General features: G+C 67.6%; 19 protein-coding genes. 14 read left to right on the top strand and 5 right to left on the bottom strand.

The window, feature by feature from the left end; translation table 11 throughout:
* Positions 1 to 18: 18 nt before the first annotated feature.
* Both AC1DBE_RS02650 and AC1DBE_RS02645 read left to right on the top strand, forming a co-directional pair.
* Entirely contained in the window at positions 19 to 1221 is a 1203-nt protein-coding gene (locus tag AC1DBE_RS02650; protein WP_476969513.1) for a class I SAM-dependent methyltransferase, read from the top strand.
* A 133-nt stretch (positions 1222 to 1354) separates the two neighbouring features.
* Complete coding sequence (locus tag AC1DBE_RS02645; RefSeq protein WP_476879545.1) at positions 1355 to 2557, top strand: ROK family transcriptional regulator; 1203 nt, start codon at positions 1355 to 1357, stop codon at positions 2555 to 2557.
* Positions 2558 to 2567: 10 nt separating this feature from the next.
* Here AC1DBE_RS02645 and AC1DBE_RS02640 read toward each other — a convergent pair whose 3' ends face one another.
* Positions 2568 to 2765, bottom strand: coding sequence for a hypothetical protein (locus tag AC1DBE_RS02640; RefSeq protein ID WP_476879544.1), 198 nt, complete (start codon positions 2763 to 2765; stop codon positions 2568 to 2570).
* Between the two features lie 442 nt (positions 2766 to 3207).
* On the opposite strand from AC1DBE_RS02640, the gene AC1DBE_RS02635 reads away from it, so the two are divergent.
* Together AC1DBE_RS02635 and metE are read left to right on the top strand one after the other, a co-directional pair.
* Positions 3208 to 4167 (top strand): methylenetetrahydrofolate reductase, encoded by a 960-nt coding sequence (locus AC1DBE_RS02635; protein WP_476969512.1) that lies wholly within the window; start codon positions 3208 to 3210, stop codon positions 4165 to 4167.
* Between the two features lie 52 nt (positions 4168 to 4219).
* The gene (gene metE, locus AC1DBE_RS02630; RefSeq protein WP_476969511.1) at positions 4220 to 6562 is read left to right on the top strand and encodes a 5-methyltetrahydropteroyltriglutamate--homocysteine S-methyltransferase; all 2343 of its coding nucleotides are present in this window, start codon (positions 4220 to 4222) and stop codon (positions 6560 to 6562) included.
* 160 nt (positions 6563 to 6722) lie between these two features.
* On the opposite strand, the gene AC1DBE_RS02625 is transcribed toward metE, so the two are convergent.
* On the bottom strand, positions 6723 to 7229 hold the full coding sequence (locus AC1DBE_RS02625; RefSeq protein WP_476903308.1) for a DUF2004 domain-containing protein: 507 nt from the start codon (positions 7227 to 7229) through the stop codon (positions 6723 to 6725).
* Between the two features lie 99 nt (positions 7230 to 7328).
* Here AC1DBE_RS02625 and AC1DBE_RS02620 point away from each other — a divergent pair, with 99 nt between their 5' ends.
* Entirely contained in the window at positions 7329 to 8783 is a 1455-nt protein-coding gene (locus tag AC1DBE_RS02620) for an aldehyde dehydrogenase family protein (protein ID WP_476969510.1), read from the top strand.
* A gap of 3 nt (positions 8784 to 8786) precedes the next feature.
* Here the strand turns inward: AC1DBE_RS02620 and AC1DBE_RS02615 are convergent, their stop codons facing one another.
* Entirely contained in the window at positions 8787 to 9707 is a 921-nt protein-coding gene (locus AC1DBE_RS02615; RefSeq protein ID WP_476969509.1) for a LysR family transcriptional regulator, read from the bottom strand.
* A gap of 172 nt (positions 9708 to 9879) precedes the next feature.
* On the opposite strand from AC1DBE_RS02615, the gene AC1DBE_RS02610 reads away from it, so the two are divergent.
* From AC1DBE_RS02610 to AC1DBE_RS02595, 4 genes are read left to right on the top strand one after another with little or no spacing between them, the layout of a single operon-like run.
* Positions 9880 to 11244 (top strand): NAD(P)/FAD-dependent oxidoreductase, encoded by a 1365-nt coding sequence (locus AC1DBE_RS02610; RefSeq protein WP_476969508.1) that lies wholly within the window; start codon positions 9880 to 9882, stop codon positions 11242 to 11244.
* Complete coding sequence (locus AC1DBE_RS02605; protein WP_476969507.1) at positions 11241 to 11972, top strand: DUF1365 domain-containing protein; 732 nt, start codon at positions 11241 to 11243, stop codon at positions 11970 to 11972. The genes AC1DBE_RS02610 and AC1DBE_RS02605 overlap by 4 nt, the downstream gene beginning before the upstream one ends.
* On the top strand, positions 11969 to 13411 hold the full coding sequence (locus AC1DBE_RS02600; RefSeq protein ID WP_476969506.1) for a class I SAM-dependent methyltransferase: 1443 nt from the start codon (positions 11969 to 11971) through the stop codon (positions 13409 to 13411). The genes AC1DBE_RS02605 and AC1DBE_RS02600 overlap by 4 nt, the downstream gene beginning before the upstream one ends.
* Positions 13408 to 14652 carry a class I SAM-dependent methyltransferase gene (locus AC1DBE_RS02595; protein WP_476969505.1) on the top strand — a complete coding sequence of 415 codons (1245 nt, stop codon included), beginning with the start codon at positions 13408 to 13410 and terminating at the stop codon, positions 14650 to 14652. The genes AC1DBE_RS02600 and AC1DBE_RS02595 overlap by 4 nt, the downstream gene beginning before the upstream one ends.
* Positions 14653 to 14659: 7 nt before the next feature.
* Here AC1DBE_RS02595 and AC1DBE_RS02590 read toward each other — a convergent pair whose 3' ends face one another.
* Both AC1DBE_RS02590 and AC1DBE_RS02585 read right to left on the bottom strand, forming a co-directional pair.
* A complete protein-coding gene (locus AC1DBE_RS02590; RefSeq protein WP_476969504.1) occupies positions 14660 to 15754 on the bottom strand; it encodes a chitinase in 1095 nt (364 codons plus the stop codon).
* Positions 15755 to 15825: 71 nt separating this feature from the next.
* Entirely contained in the window at positions 15826 to 18168 is a 2343-nt protein-coding gene (locus AC1DBE_RS02585; RefSeq protein ID WP_476969503.1) for a bifunctional polysaccharide deacetylase/glycosyltransferase family 2 protein, read from the bottom strand.
* Positions 18169 to 18596: 428 nt separating this feature from the next.
* Between AC1DBE_RS02585 and AC1DBE_RS02580 the strand changes: the two genes are divergently transcribed.
* From AC1DBE_RS02580 to nrdI, 5 genes are all read left to right on the top strand, one after another.
* Complete coding sequence (locus tag AC1DBE_RS02580) at positions 18597 to 19250, top strand: hypothetical protein (protein WP_476969502.1); 654 nt, start codon at positions 18597 to 18599, stop codon at positions 19248 to 19250.
* A gap of 218 nt (positions 19251 to 19468) precedes the next feature.
* Positions 19469 to 20371, top strand: a complete 903-nt coding sequence (locus AC1DBE_RS02575) for a hypothetical protein (RefSeq protein WP_476969501.1) — start codon at positions 19469 to 19471, stop codon at positions 20369 to 20371.
* 212 nt (positions 20372 to 20583) lie between these two features.
* Positions 20584 to 21306 (top strand): hypothetical protein, encoded by a 723-nt coding sequence (locus AC1DBE_RS02570; RefSeq protein WP_476969500.1) that lies wholly within the window; start codon positions 20584 to 20586, stop codon positions 21304 to 21306.
* 456 nt (positions 21307 to 21762) lie between these two features.
* Positions 21763 to 22008: a glutaredoxin-like protein NrdH gene (gene nrdH / locus AC1DBE_RS02565; RefSeq protein ID WP_018773329.1), complete on the top strand. Its 246-nt coding sequence runs from the start codon at positions 21763 to 21765 to the stop codon at positions 22006 to 22008.
* Between the two features lie 42 nt (positions 22009 to 22050).
* Positions 22051 to 22518, top strand: coding sequence for a class Ib ribonucleoside-diphosphate reductase assembly flavoprotein NrdI (gene nrdI, locus AC1DBE_RS02560; protein WP_476969499.1), 468 nt, complete (start codon positions 22051 to 22053; stop codon positions 22516 to 22518).
* Positions 22519 to 22560 lie beyond the last annotated feature (42 nt).

Here is a 22560-nt window from a genome sequence, read left to right as displayed (position 1 = left end):
ACGGCGGTAAAGCCCCGCGTGGCGGACCACATTCTTGATTCCCTTTTCCCTCGGCTCCGGAGGTTTCCCGACGTCGAAGCGGCAAACCTGCAGGCCTGGGACGCCACCGACCGCCTGCTGCTGGACACCGCCTCGGACCTGAGGTCCGAGGCCCTGCTGCCGTCGGACGGACCCGTGGCGGTCGTGGGCGACCGCTACGGCGCGCTGACCCTCGGCCTGCTGGCGCTGCGCCGGCAGGAGGGTACCGGGCCGGGCACGGGCCCGCAGGACGGTACCGTGCGGGTGCACGAGGACCTGGTTACCGGCGAACGCGCCCTGCTCCGGAACGCGGCGGCCACGGGGCTCACCGAGGGATTCGCCCAGCTGTCATTGGAAGAGGCCGTGGCGGGTGCCGGCGTCGTCCTCCTCCAGCTGCCCCGCTCGCTCGCCGAGCTGGAAGAGATCGCCGACGCCGTAGCCCGGCACGCGGCGGCCGGCGTGGTGCTGCTCGCCGGCGGCAGGGTCAAACACATGAGCCTGGGCATGAATGCTGTCCTGGACCGCTACTTCGGGTCGGTGCAGCCGCAGCTGGCCCGGCAAAAATCGCGGATCCTGCTGGCCCGTGCAGCGCGGCCCGCCACTGGCCCTGCGCCGTTCCCCGTCACGGAGCGGAACGCCGGCCTCGACCTCACTATCTGCGCCCGCGGGGCCGTCTTCGCCGGCACCGGGCTGGACATCGGCACCCGCTTCCTCCTGGACTTCCTCGACGACATACCGAGCGCCCGCCACGCCGTCGACCTCGGCTGCGGCACCGGCATCCTCGCGGCCATGTACGCGCGCCGCCACCCGGACGCCCGGGTCACCGCCACCGACCGGTCCGCGGCGGCCGTGGAGTCGGCACGGGCCACGGCTTTGGCCAACGGGCTGGAGGGGCAGATCGAGGTCCTGCAGGACGACGCCATGAGCACCATGCCGGACGCCAGTGCCGGGCTTGTACTGCTCAACCCGCCGTTCCACCTCGGGGCAGCCGTGCATGCCGGCGCCGGGATCAAGCTCATCGAAGCCGCCGCCAGGGTGCTGGCCCCGGACGGGGAGCTGTGGACGGTGTTCAACAGCCACCTGCACTACCGGCCTCTCCTGGAGCGACTGGTGGGCCCCACCCGCGAGATCGGCCGCAACCCGAAATTCACGGTCACCGCCAGCACCCGGCGCTCCGGCACGGGCACTGCCGGCCCGCTCTGACGCTCCTTGTGGGGCCGGAGGCCGCCGGTAACGTACCATTCTGAGATCAGCAGTGCTTGGCCGAAGACGTTTAGAGGTATCAGTGACTGAGATCCGAACACCCTCGCCGCGGCGCGGGACGAACCTTCCACGGATGGGGGATTTCAACCTCACAGTCATCCTGGACGCAATCCGGCGCGCCCCCGGCGGGCTGAGCCGGGTCGAACTCGCGCAGATCGTGGGCCTCTCACCGCAGACCATTTCCAACATTTCCCGCCGCCTGCTGGACCAGAACCTGATCGTCGAGGCCGGCAAGGAAGGCACGGGCCCGGGCAAGCCCAGGACCATGCTCCGGCTGAATCCGGGCGGGATGTACGCCGTCGGAGTCCACCTGGATCCCGCCGTTCTGACCTTTGTCCTGCTGGACCTGGTGGGCGCCGTCGTGATGCATTCACGGATCAAGACCCCGTCCCGCCCCGAGCCGCAGTCCATCATCGCCACCATCGCCGCCGAGATTCTGCAGCTCATCGAGGACTCCGGCGTGGACCGGGCCAAGGTCGCCGGGCTTGGCATCGCCTCGCCGGGCCCGATCGATCTCGAGGAAGGCGCGGTGGTGGACCCGCCGCTGCTGCCGGGGTGGGAACGCGTTCCACTGAGGGACGCCCTGGCCGAGGCCACAGGGCTGTCCACGCTGATGGACAAGGACGTCACCAGCGCAGCCGTCGCCGAAACCTGGGCCGGCGGTCCCAGCGGCGCGGGCAGCTTCGTGTTTATGTACATGGGCTCGGGGATCGGCTGCAGCATAGTCCTCAACGATGAAGTGGTCCGCGGCACATCCGGCAACGCCGGGGAAATCGGACATATCATCGTGGATCCCGACGGGCCCCCGTGTGACTGCGGCCAGCGCGGCTGCGTGAAATCCTCGGCCATCCCGCAGGTCCTGGTGGCACAGGCCGAGGCTGCCGGTGTCCTTGACAGTGCCTCCGAGGACCGGAGCGCCCCGGTGATCCAGGAGCGCTTCGCCGAACTCTGCGCCTTGGCGTACGGCGGGAACACCGTGGCGCTGGACATCATCCGGAAGTCCGCAGTGCTGGTGGGGCGGGCCATTTCAGCGGTGACCAACGCCCTGGACGTGGACCGCGTCGTCTTTGGCGGGCCGTTCTGGTCATGCCTGTCCCCGGCCTACCTGGAGCTTATCCCGGGGTTCATCGCGGAGGGCAGCGCCACCCGGAAGATCCACGGCATCGAAGTGGTAGGCACGGGCGTGGGCGAGGACGTGGGCGCCGTCGGGGCCGCTTGCCTGGTCCTTGAGCACACGCTGGCGCCCCGCTCGCAGCGCCTCCTGCTGGACGGCTAGCCCGGAACCTTCAGTCGATGTCCTCGATGACGGTGCCGAACGGAATGGTGTCGTCCAGGTGCGCCTGATGGTCGTGCGGGTGCACCACCACCCGGACGCCGTGCAACCGGTCCGCCGCCGACTGCATCAGGATCGGCCGGACAGTGTTGATGAGGCTCTCGCTCTTACCGGCGAGATACTCCTGGTAGCTGGCTGGAAGCTGGATCATGCACCCAGAATAGACCTGCGCCGCGTTCAGGGGGAGGGGCCGTGGGGTCCTGGTCCCGGGGAGGCGCCGGCCATAAAAGAAGCCTTTCCAACGAACAATCTTCTGCCGCATGCCGCCAACAGGCGTAAAGTCTCGTCTTAATTCGGCTGCCGGCTTGAATGCCGCCCCGGCGGCCCCTAAAGTCGTACACAAGTTACCGCGGTAACGTGTCAGCGATCCTCCGCTGCAGGCCCGCCCGACGGAACATTCCACGGGCAGCCGAGGAGGGTGTGGGTGCCCCCATGTGGGCCTGACATTTGCTCACGGACAACTTCGTATCAGGCGTAACAGTCGCGGCTGCGCCCTGCTGAAGTTTCCTCCGTGTTCCCCAAACTCAACTCATTGGTGCCAGCAGGCCGCATCCGGCCCGGCCGGCACCAATGGCTCACAGCCAAGGACGCAAATGTCGCCACCAAGCCTCATTGACACCCATCCAAATCTTGCCGGCTCGGCCCCCGTCGCCCTGTCCTACGAACTGTTTCCGCCCCGCTCACCCGCGGCATCCGAATCACTCTGGACCACCATCGGCGAACTCGAAGCCACCGGCCCTGACTACGTATCGGTCACCTACGGGGCGAGCGGCTCCAACCGGAACACCGCCGTCGAACTCATCAACCGGCTGGTGCAGGACACCACCCTGCGCCCCCTCGCGCACCTGACCTGCGTGGGCAACACCCCGCAGGAACTGGCCGAAATCATCGGCGAACTCCTCGACGTCGGCGTCCGCGGCATCCTCGCCCTGCGCGGCGACCAGCCCAAGGACGGGGGAGTACCGGCCGAGGGATCCCTGCGCTACGCCCAGGACCTGATCGAGCTCATCCGCCGGGTCGAACAACGCCGGTCAGCGCTGCTGTGCGCCGGGAAGGTCGCGGTGGGCGTGGCGGCGTACCCCACCCGCCATCCCGAGTCGCCCAGTGAGGCCCACGACGTCGAGGTGCTGCTCGCCAAGCAACGCTCCGGCGCCGACTTTGCCATCACCCAGGTCTTCTTCCACACCGAGCAGTACGCGCAGCTGCTCTCCCGGGCACGCCGCGCCGGCGTGACCATCCCGATCATCCCCGGCGTGATGCCGCTGACCAGCATCCGCCGGCTCACCCGGCTCGGTGAACTGACCGGCGTCGAACCGGCACCCGAGCTGCTCGAACGGCTCGCCGCCGCGGACACCGACGCCGAACGGAACCGCATCGGGGTCAGCGCCACCGTGGACCTGGCCAACGCCGCCCTGGATGCCGGCGCGCCCGGCCTGCACCTCTACACCTTCAACGAGCACGCCAGTGCCCTCGACGTGCTGGACAAGCTGGCGTTGCCACGCCCGCACCGCGGCCACCAGCGCCCGTCCGCCCGCCGCCAGCTCGCCAGCTGAGCGGCAGCCCACACTTTCCTCCCACTGCACCACCCGACACTTAGGACTTCCCATGACTGAGCAGAACACCGTTGTCCCCACCCCGTTCCCGGCCGCCTCGCTCCTCGGCTACCCCCGCATCGGACGCCGCCGCGAACTGAAGAAAGCCGTCGAGGCCTACTGGGCCGGCACCATCGACGCCGCCGCCCTGGACGCCGCCGCAAAGGAGATCCAGCTCGGGACCGCCAAGCGACTCCAGGACCTGGGCCTGGTTGAAGCCGCGGCTGTCCCCGGCACCTTCTCCTACTACGACCAGGTACTCGACGCCGCCGCGCACCTCGGCGCCGTCCCCGCCCGCTTCGGGAACCTCCTCGACGCCGACGGCCAGCTCGACATCGACGGCTACTTCACTTTGGCCCGCGGCACCAAGGACCAGCAGCCGCTCGAAATGACCAAATGGTTCGACACCAACTACCACTACCTCGTCCCGGAAATCGGCCCCGAGACCTGCTTCGCGCTGACCTCCACCCGGATCGTGGACGAATTCGCCTACGCCCTCGCCAACGGGATCGAGACCCGCCCCTATATCGTCGGACCGGTCACCTTCCTGCTGCTGAGCAAGGCGTCGGACGACGCGCCGGCCGGCTTCAACCCGTTGTCCCGCCTGGAGGACGTCCTCCCCGTATACACGGCCCTGCTGGAGAAGCTTGCCGCGGCCGGAGCCAGCTGGGTCCAGCTCGACGAGCCCGCCCTTGTTGTGGACCAGGACACCCCGGCCGTCGAGATCCAGGCTGCCGTCGCCCGCTCCTACGAGGTCCTGACCGGCGCCGCGCGCCGGCCGCAGCTCTTCGTTTCCACCCCGTACGGTGCACTGAACGGCCAGCTAGGCACCCTCGCCGCTACCGGCATCGACGCCCTGCACCTGGACGTCTTCAAGGGCGACGTTCCTTCCGCCGCCGCCCTGGCCGCGCTGGGCACCACCACCTTGGTGGCGGGCGTCGTGGACGGCCACAACATCTGGCGCAACGACCTCGCGGCCTCGGCGGCGAAGATCGCGGAACTGCAGAACTCGGTGTCCCGCCTCGCGATCAGCACCTCCACCAGCACCGCTCACGTCCCGCACGACGTCGAGGAGGAAGTCCAGCTCTCGGCGCAGCTGCGCAGCTGGCTGGCGTTCGCCGACCAGAAGGCCGTCGAAGTGGTGACCCTCGCCGGGCTGCTGACCGACGCCGCGGCGGCCCAGCCTGCGATCGACGAGGCCACCCGCGTCATCGCCTCTCGCGCGGCCGCCGAGGGTGTCCGCCGGGACGAGGTCCGGGCCCGCACCGGAGCCCTCACCGACGCCGACTTCAGCCGTTCCGCCTACACCGTCCGCGAAGCCGCGCAGGCCGAGGCGCTGCACCTGCCGCCGCTGCCCACCACCACCATCGGGTCCTTCCCGCAGACCGCCGAGGTCCGCACCGCCCGGGCCCGCGCCAACCGCGGAGATCTCAGCACCGGGCAGTACGAGCAGCTGATGAAGGACGAAATCAAGCGCGTCGTCGACCTGCAGGAGGAGCTGGGGTTCGACGTCCTGGTCCACGGCGAGCCGGAGCGCAACGACATGGTGCAGTACTTCGCCGAAAACCTCGAGGGCTTCGACGTCACAGTGCACGGCTGGGTTCAGTCCTACGGCTCACGCTGCACCCGTCCGTCCATCCTGTGGGGCGATGTCACTCGCAGCGCCCCGATTACGGTGGACTGGGCCGCCTACGCGCAGTCCCTGACCGGGAAGCCGATGAAGGGCATGCTCACCGGCCCGGTGACCATCCTCGCCTGGTCCTTCGTCCGCGATGACCAGCCGCTCGGCGAAACCGCCAACCAGGTGGCCCTGGCCCTGCGTGATGAGATCGCGGACCTGGAAGCGGCCGGCATCAAGGTCATCCAGGTGGACGAGCCCGCCCTGCGCGAACTCCTGCCGCTGCGCAAGGCGGACCAGGCGGCTTACCTGGACTGGTCCGTGAAGTCGTTCCGCCTCGCCACGGCCGGCGCCGGCGACGCCACCCAGGTGCACACGCACCTGTGCTACTCGGAGTTCGGGGCGATCATCGACGCGATCGACGGCCTCGACGCCGACGTCACCTCGATCGAGGCGGCCCGCTCCCGCATGGAGGTAGTGCACGATCTCGAATCCCACGGCTTTGGCCGCGGCGTAGGTCCGGGCGTCTACGACATCCACTCGCCCCGCGTCCCCGGCGAGCAGGAAGTCACCGACCTGCTCAGCACCGCCGTCAAGCACGTTCCGTCGCGCCAGCTCTGGGTCAACCCGGACTGCGGCCTGAAGACCCGCGGGTACGCCGAGACGGAGGAGTCGCTGCGCAACCTGGTCGAGGCCACCAAGGTGGTCCGCGCAGGATTGCTGGAAGCGGCCAAGTAGCACCAGGGTCCGTTCCAAAGCCCGTCTCACCAATCGACGGCACCAAACGGCGCCGGCCGGCCTCCCCCAGGGTGACCGGCCGGCGTCGTCCGTTTCAGTCATCGATTGCTGAGTAGGCGCCGTTCTGAGGGGTCAAAAGGGCATCCTCGGAGCAATCGATTCAGGATTCCCAGAGGATCTCGTCATCGACGACGCCGTCCTCGTCCGCCGAAGCGACCAGGATCTCGTCCGTAAAGTGCGCGCCGAGCGTGAAGTCCAGCACGAAGTACCGTTCCGGCTGGCCCGGGTAGATGCCCACGTGGCCGAGTTTGAGGGCCTTCAGGAAGACCTGGTTGGTCAGCTGCGACTTCTCCTCGACGCCGAACACCTGCTTGAGGTGTTCGGGCTTGAGCGCGTTGCAATGGAAACGGAGATACTCCTGCGGGCTGGTGCCGTCCTGCTCCAGCTCCTCGGCGATCATCTCGCGGACCTGGTCCACGAGCTCCGGAAGGAACCGCAGCCGGTAGTCGACCTTGTGCATGGCGGCCTCGTCGAAATGGTCATGGGCGTCGACGTTGAGGTCCAGCTCGAGGGGCTGGCCGGCCAGTTCGTGTCTAGCGGCGAAGTTGTGGTCACGCCCGTGGTTGAGCTCGATCTCCCCAAAGTGCCGGCTCGCTACCTTGCTCATGTCTTCAACATAGTCCTCAAAAGTGGTCCGTTCCAGCACCGCCCGGCATTTATCCGATACCGGCGGCGGAGTCCGGCGGGGGACCGGTACATTGATCGGATGCAAACTGTTGCCGCCGCCGTCGCCCGTGCCCGCGCCGTTTTCGACGGCGGAACCACCCGCCCGCAGGCGTGGCGGCTGGAGCAGCTCCGCAACCTGCGGCGGATGCTCACCGAGCGGCGGGGCGAGTTCGCCGCCGCCCTGGCCGCTGACCTGGGCAAGCACGGGACAGAAGCGCAGCTGACGGAAATCGGATTCGTCACGGCGGAAGCGTCGCACCTCGAGAAGCACCTGGAAGCCTGGCTCCGGCCGCGCCCGGTTCCCGTTCCGCTGGCCGTCCAGCCGGCGAAAGCCTGGTCCGAGCTCACTCCGCTGGGTGTGGTCCTGGTGATCGGGCCCTGGAACTACCCGCTGCAGTTGCTGCTCGCGCCGCTGGCCGGCGCCCTCGCGGCCGGCAACACCGTGGTGCTCAAGCCCAGCGAGCATGCCCCCGCCACATCAGCGGCGCTGGCGCGCTGGATTCCGGACTACCTGCCCGGCGCGGCCGAGGTGGTCGAAGGCGGCATCCCCGAGGCGACGGCGCTGCTGGCTGAGCAGTTCGACCACATCTTCTTCACCGGCGGCGAAGCGGCCGCCAAGGTGGTGCTGCGGGCTGCTGCCGAACACCTGACGCCGGTCACCCTGGAGCTCGGCGGCAAGTCCCCGGCCTACGTCGACGCGACCACGGACCTGGTCAAGGCGGCCAAGCGGATTGCCTGGGGCCGGTTCATGAACGCCGGGCAGACCTGTGTGGCGCCGGACTACGTTTTGGCCGCAGAGGACGTCCTTGAGCCCCTGGAAGCCGAACTGGTCAAGGCCATCACTGCGCTGTTCGGGAGGGACGCGGCGGCCAGCGGCTCCTACGGCCGGATCATCAACCGCCGGCACTTCGACCGGATCGCCGCGCTCGCGGACACCAGCACCGTGGTGCACGGAGGGGGCCGGGACGCGGCCAGCCGGTACTTCGAGCCGACGCTGCTGCGCCCGGCGCCGGGGGACGCCGTGATGGGGGAGGAGATCTTCGGCCCGCTGCTGCCGCTGGTCCCGGTCAACGGGCGGGACGATGCGATCCGGACCATCAACGCCGGTCCCAAGCCGCTGGCACTCTACGTGTTCAGCGACGACGCCGACACCCGGCGGGCGTTCGCCGGGCAGACCTCCTCGGGGGCGCTGTGCTTCGACGTGCCTGCCGCGCACCTGATGGTGCCGGGCCTGCCGTTCGGCGGGGTGGGCGGCAGCGGGATGGGCGCCTACCACGGGGAGCACTCCCTGCGGACCTTCTCCCACGAGCGAGCCACGCTGTCCAAACCCACGCGGCCGGACACGCTGGAACTGATCTACCCGCCGTACACCACGCTCAAGGACCGGATCATCCGCACCCTGGTGGCCCCGGCCGGGAAGACGGCGGGCAAAGCGGCCGGGAAAGCGACCGGGAAAGCAGCCTGGAAGCGCGCGAAGAAGCGCCGGACCCCTTAGCCATCACTCCCGGCGCGTGGTTCCCAGCTTGTGCAGCGTGTCCGAGAGCAGCTCCACGAACAGCTGGACCTGGGCCGTCTGCTGCTCCTTGGGAAGCAGGGCAAAAACGTTGCGGGCCAGCCGGATCTCGGGGACGTCCAGCACCACCACCCCGGCCGGCCGGTGCAGCAGGGCCAGTTCCGGAACCAGGGCCGCACCCAGGCCGGCCGCCGCCATCTCCAGGCTGGCGTGGAAGTCGTCGCTGTACGCCACCACACGCGGGTGCAGGTTGCAGCTGGCGAACAGGCGTTCAATGACCGTGGCGTCGGACGTCCCGGGGTGGTGCATGATCCACGGCATGTCGGACAGGTGGTCGGCCGCAACATTGGATCCGGGACCGATGCCCCAGGCCGCCGGCAGCACCACCCGGAAGTCGTCGTCACCAATCCACTGCCGGTTGACCGTATGCGGCCACGCCAGCCCGGACTGGCCCACCTGATAGACCAGGGCGACGTCGAGTTCGCCGCCGGTCCGCAGGCCCTGGATGGTCTGGCCCGGCTCGGCCACGGACACCCGCAGCTCGATCCCCAGTTTCTTCCAGTCAGGATTCTGCAGGATGCGGGGGAGCACATAGGTGGCAAGGCTCGGGAAGATGCCAAGCCGGAGCTCCTGGCTGGCGCTGTCACTGGTCCGGGCGGCTGCGGCCATCAGCGCGTCAATGTCCGTCAGGACCTTGGACGCGTGCCGGGTCATTACGACGGCGGCTTCCGTGGGCTGGATGCTGCGGGCCGAGCGCTGAAACAAATCCACCCCGGTGTCCCGCTCCAGTGCCGACATCTGCTGCGACACCGCCGACGCCGTGTAACCCAGCCTGGTGGCGGCCGCGGCGAAGGAGCCCAGCCGGACCACTTCCACCAGCGTTCGGAGGTGCACGGGGTTGATCACGGACTGCCCTTCAGTGGTTACGGTGAGCCGGGACCGAAATCCCGCTTCATTCTGGCACATTGGACTGCAGGCAGCCGCTGGGAATTCGGACTCATCCGGCCGCCCCGCAGTTACGAATTGCCCTGTAGACGGTCCATGAGGACAATTCAGGCGAGGCAACAGGAGCAGATCAGTGCAGCAAGAAGCGAGTATTCCGAACGGGCGGCGCATTGCCGTGATCGGCAGCGGAGTGGCCGGGCTGACCGCCGCTTACGTCCTTAACCGTCGGGACCACGTCACCGTGTTCGAAGCTGATGCCCGTCTGGGCGGCCACGCCCACACCCACGACGTCGCCCAGGCTGACGGCCCCACCTTGGGCATCGACACCGGGTTCATCGTCCACAACAACCGGACCTACCCCACGTTGCTGCGGCTTTTCAAGGAACTGGGCGTGCAGACCCAGGACTCGGAGATGAGCATGTCCATCCGCTGCGACGGCTGCGGCCTGGAATACGCCGGCGCCCGGGCCGGAGCACGCGGCATCATCCCGCAGCTGTCCACCCTGCTGCGCGGGCGCTACCTGCTGATGCTCCTGGAAGTCACGCGTTTCTACCGCCGGGCCCGCGCGCTCCTGAACGAGGACACCACCCCGGGCGCACCCGAGCTGACCCTTGGCGAGTTCCTGGACCGGGAGAAATTCAGCAGCTACTTCATCGTGCACTTCATGACCCCGGTGGTCAGCGCGGTCTGGTCCTGCGACCCCGTCACCGCCCTGGCCTACCCGGCCCGCTACCTCTTCACTTTCCTCGGCCACCACGGCCTGCTGGGCGTCAAGGGCTCCCCGCAGTGGCGCACGGTCACTGGCGGATCCCGCAGCTACGTGGACAAGATCGCCGCGGCACTGCCCGACGTCCGGCTCTCCAGCCCTGTCACCCGCGTCCGCCGCCACGACGGCGGGGTAGACGTGACCACCACCGGCGCCGCGGGCGGCCAGGAGAGCACCGAGACCTTTGACGCCGTCGTCATCGCCACCCACCCGGCGCAGGCCCTGCGGATGCTTGAGGACGCCACGCCCGCCGAGCGGGAGGCCCTCGCCGGCATGCCGTACTCGGTCAACCACACCGTCTTCCACCGCGACGACGCCGTCCTGCCCGCCAGTAACAACGCCAAGGCGTCCTGGAACTACCGGCTCCCCTCCTGCGACGCCCGCCCCGACCGCGTGCTGGTCAGCTACGACATGACCCGGCTGCAGCGGCTCGAGCCCGCCGACGGGAAACGCTACATCGTCAGCCTCGGCGAATCCGAGCTGATCGGGGATGGCACCGTCCTGGAGACAATGACCTACGAACACCCGCAGTACACGCCGGACTCCGTGCGTGCCCAGCAGCAGATCCTCAGCCTCGGCGACGGGAGCGTCGCGTTCGCCGGCGCCTACCACGGCTGGGGTTTCCACGAGGACGGGGCGCTCTCCGGAGTCCGCGCCGCCGCGAAGCTGGGACGCGAGTGGGAAGACGCGGGCGCGCCGGAGCTGCAGGTCGCAGCCCTGGAGGGCGCATGAGCACCCGCGCGGCCATCTACCGCACCTCCATAGCGCACGTGCGGCGCACCCCGCTGCGCAACGCCTTCACCTACCGCAGCTACAGCTGGTACGTGGACGTCGACGCCCTCCCGGCCCTGCCGCGCTGGCTGGCGCCACTGGCCGGCTTCTCCGCGGCCGACCACCTCGGTGACCCCAACGGAACGCTGCGCGGAAACGTTGACCGCTACCTCGCCACCCAGGGCATCGCGCTCGACGGCGGCCGCATCACCATGCTGGCCAGCGCACGCGTCCTCGGCCATGTGTTCAACCCGCTCAGCCTGTTCTGGTGCCACGACGCGGCCGGAAAGCTGCGCTGCGTCGTCGCCGAAGTCCACAACACGTACGGTGAACGGCACTGCTACCTGCTGGAGACGGACGACGCCGGCCGGGCCACCGTGCCCAAGGCGTTCTACGTCTCGCCGTTCAACGACGTCGAAGGGCAGTACCGGATGAAGCTGCCCGAACCTTCGGACCGGCTCTCCGTCTCGATCGTGCTGGAACGGGAGGGCCAGAAACCTTTCGTCGCCACCATGGACGGCGCCCGCAGCGAAGCCACCGTGCCGAACATCCTGGCCGCGGCGCTCGCCGTCCCGCTGGCCCCGCTGCGCGTTGCAGCGCAGATCCGCTGGCAGGGAATCAAGCTTTGGGCACGTCGGTTGCCCATCATCAAACGACCACACCACCCCTCACAGGAGGCAGTCCAGTGACCATGACCGAAGCGACCGGACCCCGCCCATCGGCACAGACCCCGGCGCAGACCACCCCGGCGGCCCTGGACCAGGTGCCGTCGACCCCGGCGGACCTCCAGCGGCCAGTTCCCTACACGGTTCCGCAGGCCCCCGCGAACATCGACGCCGCGATCTGGCCGAGCATCGCCGTCGTGCCCTCCAGCCTCAAGGCCCGGGTTGCGGGCAAGGCTGCGGACGCGATTTTCCGCGCCGCGGTACGCCGCCTGCCGCTGGAGGTCCGCTACCCGGACGGCACCGTCCTGGGCACGGCCGGAGAGGGGTTCCCGGTCATGACGATGAACCGGCCGGAGGCCTTCGCCGCCCGGCTCGGCGACGGCGGCCTGATCGGGCTCGGCGAGTCCTACATGGCCGGTGACTGGGATGCCGATGACCTAACGGCTGTGATGGAGGTCTTCGCCGCCCGGGTGGGCACCCTGGTACCGGAGCCGCTGCAGAAACTGCGCGGCCTCTACCTGCCCCGCACCCCCCGGACCGAGCGGAACACCGAGCAGAACACCCGCTCCAACATCTCCCGCCACTACGACCTCTCCAACGACCTCTTCGCGACCTTCCTCGACAGCACCATGACGTACTCCAGCGCGCTGTTCCCGGAGAGCGGCGACGCGCTGCGGACCGTGGCGTGGGACGGGCTGGCCGGTGCGCAGCAGGCCAAGATCGACCGGCTGCTGGACAAGGCCGGAGTCACGGAGGGCACCCGGGTCCTGGAAATCGGCACCGGCTGGGGCGAGCTCGCCCTCCGGGCTGCCGCCCGCGGAGCGACCGTCTACTCCGTCACCCTCTCCAGCGAGCAGCAGGAACTCGCACGCCAGCGGGTGGCCGAGGCCGGCTACGCCGACGCCGTTACGATCGAACTCAAGGATTACCGCGCCGTCGAGGGCGAGTTCGACGCCGTCGTCTCGGTCGAGATGATCGAGGCCGTCGGCTATGAGTACTGGGCCACCTACTTCCAGACCATCGAACGGGTCCTGGCCCCCGGCGGGAAGGTCGCCATCCAGGCCATCACCATCGGCCACGACCGGCTGATCGCCACCCGGACCAGCTACACGTGGGTGCACAAATACATCTTCCCGGGCGGCGTCATCCCGTCCGTGCGGGCCATCGAGGAAGTCACCGAAAAGCAGACCGGCCTCCGGGTCCGTGAACGCCTCGCCATGGGCGAGCACTACGCCCAGACACTCCGGCTCTGGGAAGAGCGTTTTATGGCCCGGGCCGAAGACGTCCGGGCGCTCGGCTTCGACGCCGTCTTCCAGCGTATGTGGCTCTTCTACCTGTGCTACTCCCGCGCCGGATTTGAGACCGGCTACCTCAATGTCCAGCAGATCGTCCTGGACAAGGTGGCCGCCAAGCCCGCGGCGCGCGCCTCCGTTGCCGGTACCGGCGATCGGAACGCCAAGTGACGGCCGCTCTCGCGACCACCATCGCCGAGGTCCTGCGCCCGGTGGTCGGCGGCGAACTCCCGGTGCGCCTGGTGGCTTGGGACGGAAGCGAAGCCGGACCCTCCGGCGCCCCGGTGGTCCGGCTCAACTCGCCGGACGCCGTCCGGCGGCTGCTCTGGGCACCGGGTGAGCTGGGCGCTGCCCAGGCCTACGTCACCGGCGAGCTGGACGTCGACGGCGACCTCAATGCCGCGCTCGAACACCTCTGGAAGGTGGTCCGCGACCGCGGACTGACCGGGATCCGCCCCACCCCCGGCGTGCTTGCCGGCGTGGGACGGATCGCCAAGGCCGCCGGTGCCCTGGGCGCGCCGCCCGCGCCGCCCGCGAGCCAGGCCCAGGTGAAGGGGCGCCTGCACAGCCTGATCCGCGACCGCGCCGCCATCAGCCACCACTACGACCTCAGCAACGATTTCTACGCGCTGATCCTCGATCCGCAGATGGCCTACTCCAGTGGCTACTGGACGGATTCGTCCGACGGGTACGGGCTGGAGGATGCCCAGCGGGACAAGCTGGACCTGGTGTGCCGCAAGATCGGTCTGCGGCCCGGGATGCGGCTGCTCGACGTCGGCTGCGGCTGGGGTTCGCTGAGCCTGCACGCCGCCCGGCACTACGGAGTCGACGTCGTAGGCGTCACCCTCTCGGTCGAACAGAAGGCGTTCATCGACGCCCGGATCAAAGACCTCGGCCTGGACGGCAGCGGGGCCGGCGGCAGCGTGGAGATCCGGGTCCAGGACTACCGCGAGATCCCCGACGGGCCCTTCGACGCCGTGGCCTCACTGGAAATGGGGGAGCACGTCGGACAGCGGAACTACCCCGTGTACGCCTCCGCCCTGTTCAACAACGTGGTCCCGGGCGGCCGCGTCCTTGTGCAGCAGATGTCCCGGCGCGGCAAGCATCCGGGCGGCGGGCCGTTCATTGAATCGTTCATCGCCCCGGACATGCACATGCGGCCGGTGGGGGAGACGCTTGGCTTCCTGGAGGATGCCGGTTTCGAGGTGGAGGGAGTCCAGGCGATGCGCCGGGACTACGTTCGGACCCTGGAGGCCTGGTACGCGCGGTTCGAGGAGAACCACGGCGCGGCGGTGGAGATGATGGGCGCTGAAATCGCCCGGGTCTGGCGGCTTTACCTGGTGGGCGCGCTGCGCAGCTTCGCCGAGGGGCGGATGGGCGTCGAGCAGATCCTCTGCAGCCACCCCGGATAGGGCCGGTTCAGCCGGTGAAGGATTTGCCCAGGACGGACGCGAACTTCCCGGGCACCTGCTTCACGCCGCTGCAGCTGTTCGAAGCGTTGCTGCCGGGTTCGGGCTGGCTGCTGGCAGTGCACGCCTTATCCCGGTTGAGGGACCACATGGAAATCCGTCCCATGCCCCGCTCCGCGGCGTAACTGTTGAGGCCGGCCGCATCCGCCAGGGTGAAGGTCTGCCCTTTGACGTCGTTGGTGCCGATCATGGGGGTGAGGCCCATCCTGCGCCACACGGCCGCCGTGTCCAGTGGCTTCCCGGCGCGCTCATAGAGGGCAGTGAGCGTCTGGTGGGTGGACTCGGCCGCCATCGTCGCGGCGTTCAGCATGGTCTTGCCCGGGTCCAGGGGTTCGAAGTCCATCACCATAATGTTCACGCCGGCAAGATCCACGCCGGCGTCGAGCATAGCGGTGATGGATTTTTCGCCGTCGGGGGTGAGCCCATCCAGGGAGACGGGAAGGGTCAGCCACACCTTGAGCGGGTTGCGGTTGGGACGGGCGGCCTGCAATTTTGCGGCGGCAGCGGCGCGCCGTTCGGCAGCGGCACGGTCGGCGAGGCCCGTGCCTTCGACGTCGAAGTCCACGGTGTCGAGGCCGTACCGCGAGATGACCTTCGTGTAGGCCTTCACCAGCGCCGCGGTGTCAGTGCACGTCCCGGACAGTTCCTTGCCGAGCTGGCCGCCGAAAGAGACGGCAACGTCGTTGCCTGCCGCCCGGTAGGGATCGACTTGGGCGTCAACATCCAGCCGTCCGCCCGCCTCGTCAAGGGTGTGGGTGCCGTCCCACGTCGGCTCGCACGGCTTTTGCGGGTGGGCGCTGATGAAGGACAGGACCGTGGTGACGGAACCTTGCTTCGGCAGGTCCTGCAGCCGCAGGCCCGGCGTCAGCGTGACATCGATGTAGCCGCCAAACCACTGGCCGTTCGGTGAGGTCCTGCTCACCCCTTCCTCCTGACCGTAGTTGCCCGGCGGCGTGGAGGTGCAGCCGGCGCTGGCCATCACGACGGCCAGCGCCGCCACAGTGGTGGCCCATCGGCGGGGTGCGGGCACTTTTCGGGGTCGCATTAGTGCCCATTATGTCCGCCGGCCAGGGCGGCCGCTATGGGGAAATTGTTTCCCGCCCGCCGGGCCGGCGTTCACAGATGCGCCAACCGGTCCGCGGGAACGGGCGCGGGTGCCAGTGCGGCTGCGGTGGCGGGCGCCGCCGGCATCAGCGCGCTGTTGGTGCGCTCCGGTTTGTACCAGCCGACGGCGGTGCCCCGCAGTGCCAGGAGAGCCGAGCCGAACACCACGTACGCACGGAGGGGTTCGTAGATGAGCCGGTAGATGGGCACTACGATCAGGTGCATGGGGCTCTCGCGGACCATTAGGACCGCCACGATCGAGATGAGCATGTGGGTGCCGGCTACGAAGGCCGAGAACCATGCGACGGCCTGCCATTCGCCGTGGATCAGGCTGTTGACTGCGACGATCACCGTCAGGGGCATAAAGATCAGGGGGACCACCACGGAAATCAGGGCGTACGGCATGGTCAGCAGGCCGAGCGCGCCGAAGCGCGGGTTGAAGAGCATCGACCGGTGCTTGTACAGGGTCTGGATGTTGCCGTAGGTCCAGCGGAGCCGCTGCTTGAACAACCCCTTCATGGTCATGGGTGCCTCGGTCCAGGCGATAGCGGAATTCTCCTGGACAATGCTGTATCCCAGTTGCTGAAGTGACAGGGTCAGGTCGGCGTCCTCAGCCAGTGTGTCGTGGGAGTAGCCGCCGGCCTCCAGGAGTGCCTCGCGCCGCCACGCGGCGCACGCGCCCGGGACAATGGAGATCGCGCCCATCAGTCCCTCAGCCATCCGGGTGACGCAGATGCCGGACAGGTATTCGAGGCTCTGCCAGGCGGTCAGGAGGTTGCGGCGGTTTCCGACCTTGACGTGCCCGGCCACGGCGCCCACAATCTTCCCGTGCCGAGGTGCCAGGAAATGCCGGGCGAACATCTTGATGGTCTGGGGCTCAAAGAGGGTATCGCCGTCCAGGGTCACCACAATGTCGCCCCTTGACTGGGCAATCCCGTGGTTGCTCGCTGCCGACTTTCCACCGTTGGGCTGGTCAATAACCCGCAGTTGGGGCCAGGTCTCTGCGTATTCGGAAAGCACGGCAAGGGTGCTGTCCGTGGAGCCGTCATTGATCGCCACCACTTCCAGGCGCGGGTAGTCGCTGGCTTTCAGGGCATCCAGGGTTTTGGACACCACTAGTTCTTCGTTGAAGACCGGAAGGACCACGCTTACGAACGGCCAGTCCTCGTCCTTGACGTCGGCCCATCGGCGCTTCTTCTGGCGGTTGTTGCTGATGACCGCCAGCACCACGTACAGGAAGGTCAGGATGGTCAGGGAACCGATGCCGAACCAGAACAGCCAGGTCAGCACTACGTTAGGGGTGACCAGATACGACGTCATTGCGGCGAGGGTGGCGTCGTCTGCGACCGATCCCTTAACGCCGGTCTGGGGAACGTACTCGGCCGGCAGGATGGGCTGGACCGTCGTGAAGGTGTAGCCCTGGGCTTTGGCCATGGGAATAAACGTCTTCAGCATTTCAATAGTTGCACTGCGATCGCCGCCGCCGTCATGCACCAGGACAATATGGCCCTGGCCATCCAGTTTCTGGGGTTTGATCGGCACGCCGGGGGGATAGGACCAGTCCCTCGTATCGAAATCCATATTGATGTGCAGGTACCCCAGTTGCTGGGCCTGAAGCAGGGCGAGCGAATTGTTTCCCGGGTCGCCGGTGGGGATCCTGAACAACCGCGTCGCGTAGTTGTCCGCGGCGCGCATCACCCGGTCCGCGCCAATGATTTGCTGGCGGTTGAAGGCGTCATCGTGGGCCCAGAAATCAATGTGGGACATTGTGTGGTTGCCCACCATATGGCCTTCCTTGACCATACGGCTGAAGATATCCGGGAATTTGACGATGTTGTCACCGACGGAAAAGAACGTCGCCGGGACCCCTTCGCGGGAGAGCAGGTCCAGGATTTGCGGTGTGTTGCGCGGATCCGGGCCGTCATCAAAGGTCAGCATCAGGGTGTGGTCCGCCGGCTTGCCGAAAGTTTCCATGGCGTACTTGCTATTGCCGATCAGGTCGATTTCGTCCGCAGTAGCCTCCCGCCAGATGGTGCTGCTGAAGGGATCCTTCAGGTAGACCTTGCCGTTCTTCCGTTCAATAAGGGCAATGCGGTCAAAGGCAAAGCCCCCCTCGGGACCAATCCTGGGAATGTTCCGGAGGTCCTGGCTGGAGAGCAGCTTCCGCGGATAATCGGCGGCCTGGTTTTCCTGCACGTTCCAGACCGGAGCGCTGGCGGCCGGCAGGATCCAGACAATGGACAGGGCAATCAAAAGGATGCTTGCAACGAGGGCAGCAAGAACCCGCCGCCACCTTTTCCCGCTGGGGTCAAAGAAGACTGGTGCTGTGCCGGAAACAGGGGATGATTTCGTCATGGATTGCCTCGCCATGGAATCGTTTGCTGAAGTCCTGGCCTGGGCCAGGGCGTGAGCGCCACCGCTGGTGGCCGGGGATCCAACCCGGGCCTGGCGATCGATTTCCATGAGAAGAAACCGGCGCTCGTTTGATCTCTCCCCTGAAGCCCTACGGGTCGCCGGCCTATGGCGGGCCCCCTTGTCTTTTGAGGTTAGGAGCGCCCTATGGGGTCACACACGCGTGGGTAACACTCGCGTTTTTTGGCCGGTTCTACTTGTTTTCCGGCACCAAGTACGCCGTCTGATAACCGGTTTTTGGGGGCGCGCCGCGGCAGCCGGGCGGACACGCGCGGATGACTTTCCAGGCCCGCGGAATTGGTGCTATCGCCATCGCGGAGGCAGGCGTAGCGTTCAACCTACGGGCCCGACTGAGTGGAGGCGGATGACCAATGCGCAGGGAAACCGGACTGCTGGCTGCCGCGCTGTCAATCCTCCTTGTGGCCGCTGCCTGTGAGAGTGCGCCCCCGGTACCGCCCGCCCCACCCGCCCCGCCGGCGTCGGCTCTGCCCGTTGCGCGGACGGCGGTTCCGGACACCTACATCACGGCCTACACCTGGTACGACAACACCCCCGAGGGTTCGCCGGACATCAGCCACCCGGTGCTGCACCGGAAAGCCGGCGGGACCGGGAGCTACGCGGACCCGGTGACCATCGCCGTCGGGCATTCCCTCGCAACGGGACGGGACGTCCTGGATTTCCCGGCGGGGACCCGGATCTATCTTCCTGACGTCCGCCGCTACTTCATTGTCGAAGACACCTGCGGGGACGGACCGACTCCCGAAGCCGGGCCGTGCCATGCCACCGCTTCCACGCACAGGGGTGCCGCCAGGTGGGTTGACATTTGGATCGGTGGCCAAGGTGCCGGAGAGTCGTTCACCAAGCGGTGCGCGGACCAGGTAACCGGCGTGCGGGTTGCCGTCTTTAACCCCGCGGCCAACCTGGTGGTGGCGCCCGGAGCGGGAATCATCCACGACGGCAAATGCGACAGCGGCTACGGCAACCAGCTCTTCACGACGTCGACCACGACGACGCCGTCCGGCTGAGGTGTGGGAGTTCCCACGATTAGCCACCCCGACCGGGACAAGGTAACGTTTAGGTCACCGGTTGGCCCACATGCCTGTCGGAGTGTTTTGAATGCTCTTGCGTGTGATAAGTCCCGCGGCGGCAGCGCCCCTGCGCTCCGCAGACCGTGACCGATTCCGGGCAAGGCTTCCAGAGGGCTTTCCCGATTCCGCACTCCCATGAATAGGCTTTATTTTCCATGCGCAGAAACTATCTGCTGGCTGCCGGCATGCTCTCCGTCCTCCTCGCCGCCTCGGCGTGCGGCGCGGGAGCCGGCGCCTCAAACTCATCCGCTCAATCCTCGGAGTCGGCCGCAGCCGGCGTTCAGGCCACCTCCAGCGCCTCGCCGGAGAAGTCGAATCCCGAGGTCGGCGCCTCGCAGCGTGCCGCCGCCGAGAAGGCCAAGGCCGCCGCCGTCGCCGCCAAGAAGGCCAAGGCAGTGGCTGCTGCCGCTGCGCAGAAGGCTGCTGCCCAGGCGCAGGCCGCCGCGCAGAAGGCCGCAGCTGTGCCCGCTGCACCCGCCCCCGCGGTCCCCGCCGTGGTTCCGGTGGCCCCGAAGCCGGCCCCGGCTCCCGTGGTGCCGGCGTCGTCCTCCGAGCGGGTCGTGAACACCACGTACACCACCGCGTACACCTGGTACGACAACACCCCGGTGGGCTCCGCCACGATCAGCCACCCGATCCTGCACCAGTCGGCTGGCGGCGCCGGGACGTACAACGACCCCATCACCATCGCCGTGGGCCACTCCACCGCTTCCGGCAAGGACGTGTTGGACTTCCCGGCCGGCACGCGCATCTACCTTCCGGACGTGCGCCGCTACTTCATCGTTGAGGACAGCTGCGGCGACGGGAACGATCCCCAGGGCGGCCCCTGCCACCAGGGCGTGAACGCCGGCGGCACCAACTCCACCATTTGGATCGACATGTGGATCGGCGGCCAGAGCATGAGCTCTGACGGAGCAGACGCCTGCGCCAGCCAGGTCACCAACATGCGCACCGCCGTCTTCAACCCGGCCAGCAACTACGCTGTGGCCCCGGGTGCGGGCGTCATCCATGACGGCAAGTGCGACGCCGGTTACGGCAACACGCTCCTGAAGCGGTAATCCACGCACCATTGAGCGTCCGGCCGAGACCGGAAGCTACAGCGGGGACCGGCGACTCGTCGCCGGTCCCCGCTGCCGTGTTCCCTGCCGTGTGGATACACGGAGGCTGGATGATGCCGGCCGATTCCCGGCCGGAGGCCCAAAGACCCTACTGTCCCGGTGGGGATGGACCAGAATAGGCGGAGTACTTGCACCCGGGAGGGGAGGGCGCCATGAGCCGGTCCGGTCCAGCCAGCAGGGGAGTTTCTGCCGCAGTCTTTGTTGCTGCACTGCTGACCGCCTGCTCGTCGCCCAGCAGCCTGCCGGTGGATCCGGGAACCTCCGCCGGTGTGACCACCCCCGCCACCTCAAAGCCAGCGCCCAAACCGGCGAAGGCGTCGCCGCGGGCGTCCGCGCAGCTCGAATGGAAGACCTATACGACGCCGGACGGCAAGCTGATGTTCGACTACCCGTCGACCTGGACGGTCAAGGACAGGGCGCGTGAGGCGGCGCCGGGCGGAATCTTTGTCGAAGTCCTCACCGCCGCCGGAAAGTCCGTGGCGACGCTGCGGACCAACATCATCCTCAAAGCCGATTGCCCCGCGAAGTATCCCTATGCCCTGATGGACTCGGGGGAGGTGCCGGCCCTGGAGCAAAAGGGGACCGCACCCATGTTTGTCTTTGAGGGCCGGGACGACCAGGCGGCATACCCGTCGCGGCCGGCGTCGCTGTCCTACGGCATTACCTCAGCGCCGCTGCCAACCGGACCGAGCGCGTGTCCGATCTTCCAGTTCTTCACCTGGCCGCCCGGTGTGGCGGCCTTCAGCGGTGTCTACGATCCGCTTGCCGCGATCCCCGGTGACACACCCAACGTCGATACCCCGGAGGCGTACACCGGGACCGAAGAGTACGAAGAGATCCGGCAGACCATCACCTCCCTCCGCCCGGCGGAGTAGCCGCCCGCAGGCCGCCTGCAGGCCGCCCGTAGGCCGTTCGCGGGACCAGCCGCCCGGCGTCGTCGTCGCCCCTGTGCCGTTAGGCACTACATGTAGTGCCACGTGCCACGTTGGAGCCCCTGGCGGGAGTACCGCGACACGCCGTCCAGTGCGCGACACGCGGGAGGGTTAATTGTGGCTAACTACTCCACAGGGTGTGGATTTCGTCCGCGAAAATGGCTGAAATCCGGACATTTTGAAGGCCCCCGGCTGTGGATTAAAGGTGCGTTAAATGACATACTTGTAATACATCATCTTGGGGTCCGCGCGGGACTCTTGCACTACATGTAGTATCGACATACAGTTCGAGCGGAGCGGTCGCTGACCGCTAAACGAGGCCAGTAACGGATAAGGATTCCTGTTCCGAGTCGGCCCCACCGGACACGAACCACAGACTTCAACAAAGGGGACCAGGACATGACCGTTACGGTGTACACGAAGCCGGCTTGCGTGCAGTGCAACGCCACCTACCGCGCGCTCGACAAGAAGGGCATCGCCTACCAGAGCGTCGACATCTCCCAGGATGCCGAGGCCCTTGAGCGCCTCAAGTCCCTGGGCTACATGCAGGCTCCGGTCGTCGTGACGGACCAGGACCACTGGTCCGGATTCCGCCCGGACAAGATCGAAGAACTGGCACAGGCTGCCGCCGTCGCGGTTGCCTGAAAGCCCCTCCAAAGCACCACCACATCGGATGAGGTGACTCCCATGGCACTGGCAACCGCCAGCACGCAGCCGGCAGCAGTCGCCCGGACCACGGCCAGCCACCTCATCTACTTCTCCTCCACCTCAGAGAACACCGAACGCTTCGTCCTGAAGCTGGGTATCGACGCCGCCCGCATCCCCCTCCACGCGAGGGAACCGGCCCTGCTGGCGACTGAGCCCTTTGTCCTGGTGGTTCCCACGTACGGCGGAACCGGGGGAGAGGGATCCGTTCCGAAGCAGGTCATCCGCTTTTTGAACGATCCGAGAAACCGGCATCAGCTCCGTGGAGTGATCGGGGCGGGCAACACGAACTTTGGGGACAACTACTGCATGGCCGGCGACATCATCGCCGCCAAATGCCAGGTCCCGCACCTATATCGATTCGAACTCATGGGGACGCCGGAAGACGTCAGCCGAGTACAACAAGGATTGGAAGAATTTTGGACACGACTGTCGCAGACACCGCAGTAGACGCGGCGGGTGCCCCGGCGCCCTCCGCCGTCGAGAGGCACA

Source organism: Arthrobacter sp. 10T416 (assembly GCF_056394165.1).
This window is presented reverse-complemented; position numbering and strand designations above follow the sequence as displayed.

Bases quoted from the DNA above. Each gene is read 5' to 3' on its own strand.
- AC1DBE_RS02645 (WP_476879545.1), top strand. From the start codon at position 1,355: ATGGGGGATTTCAACCTCACAGTCATCCTGGACGCAATCCGGCGCGCC.
- AC1DBE_RS02640 (WP_476879544.1), bottom strand. From the start codon at position 2,765: ATGATCCAGCTTCCAGCCAGCTACCAGGAGTATCTCGCCGGTAAGAGC.
- AC1DBE_RS02585 (WP_476969503.1), bottom strand. From the start codon at position 18,168: ATGACGAAATCATCCCCTGTTTCCGGCACAGCACCAGTCTTCTTTGAC.
- AC1DBE_RS02570 (WP_476969500.1), top strand. From the start codon at position 20,584: ATGAGCCGGTCCGGTCCAGCCAGCAGGGGAGTTTCTGCCGCAGTCTTT.
- AC1DBE_RS02620 (WP_476969510.1), top strand. From the start codon at position 7,329: ATGCAAACTGTTGCCGCCGCCGTCGCCCGTGCCCGCGCCGTTTTCGAC.
- AC1DBE_RS02605 (WP_476969507.1), top strand. From the start codon at position 11,241: ATGAGCACCCGCGCGGCCATCTACCGCACCTCCATAGCGCACGTGCGG.
- nrdH (WP_018773329.1), top strand. From the start codon at position 21,763: ATGACCGTTACGGTGTACACGAAGCCGGCTTGCGTGCAGTGCAACGCC.
- AC1DBE_RS02625 (WP_476903308.1), bottom strand. From the start codon at position 7,229: ATGAGCAAGGTAGCGAGCCGGCACTTTGGGGAGATCGAGCTCAACCAC.
- metE (WP_476969511.1), top strand. From the start codon at position 4,220: ATGACTGAGCAGAACACCGTTGTCCCCACCCCGTTCCCGGCCGCCTCG.
- AC1DBE_RS02590 (WP_476969504.1), bottom strand. From the start codon at position 15,754: ATGCGACCCCGAAAAGTGCCCGCACCCCGCCGATGGGCCACCACTGTG.
- nrdI (WP_476969499.1), top strand. From the start codon at position 22,051: ATGGCACTGGCAACCGCCAGCACGCAGCCGGCAGCAGTCGCCCGGACC.
- AC1DBE_RS02575 (WP_476969501.1), top strand. From the start codon at position 19,469: ATGCGCAGAAACTATCTGCTGGCTGCCGGCATGCTCTCCGTCCTCCTC.
- AC1DBE_RS02580 (WP_476969502.1), top strand. From the start codon at position 18,597: ATGCGCAGGGAAACCGGACTGCTGGCTGCCGCGCTGTCAATCCTCCTT.
- AC1DBE_RS02635 (WP_476969512.1), top strand. From the start codon at position 3,208: ATGTCGCCACCAAGCCTCATTGACACCCATCCAAATCTTGCCGGCTCG.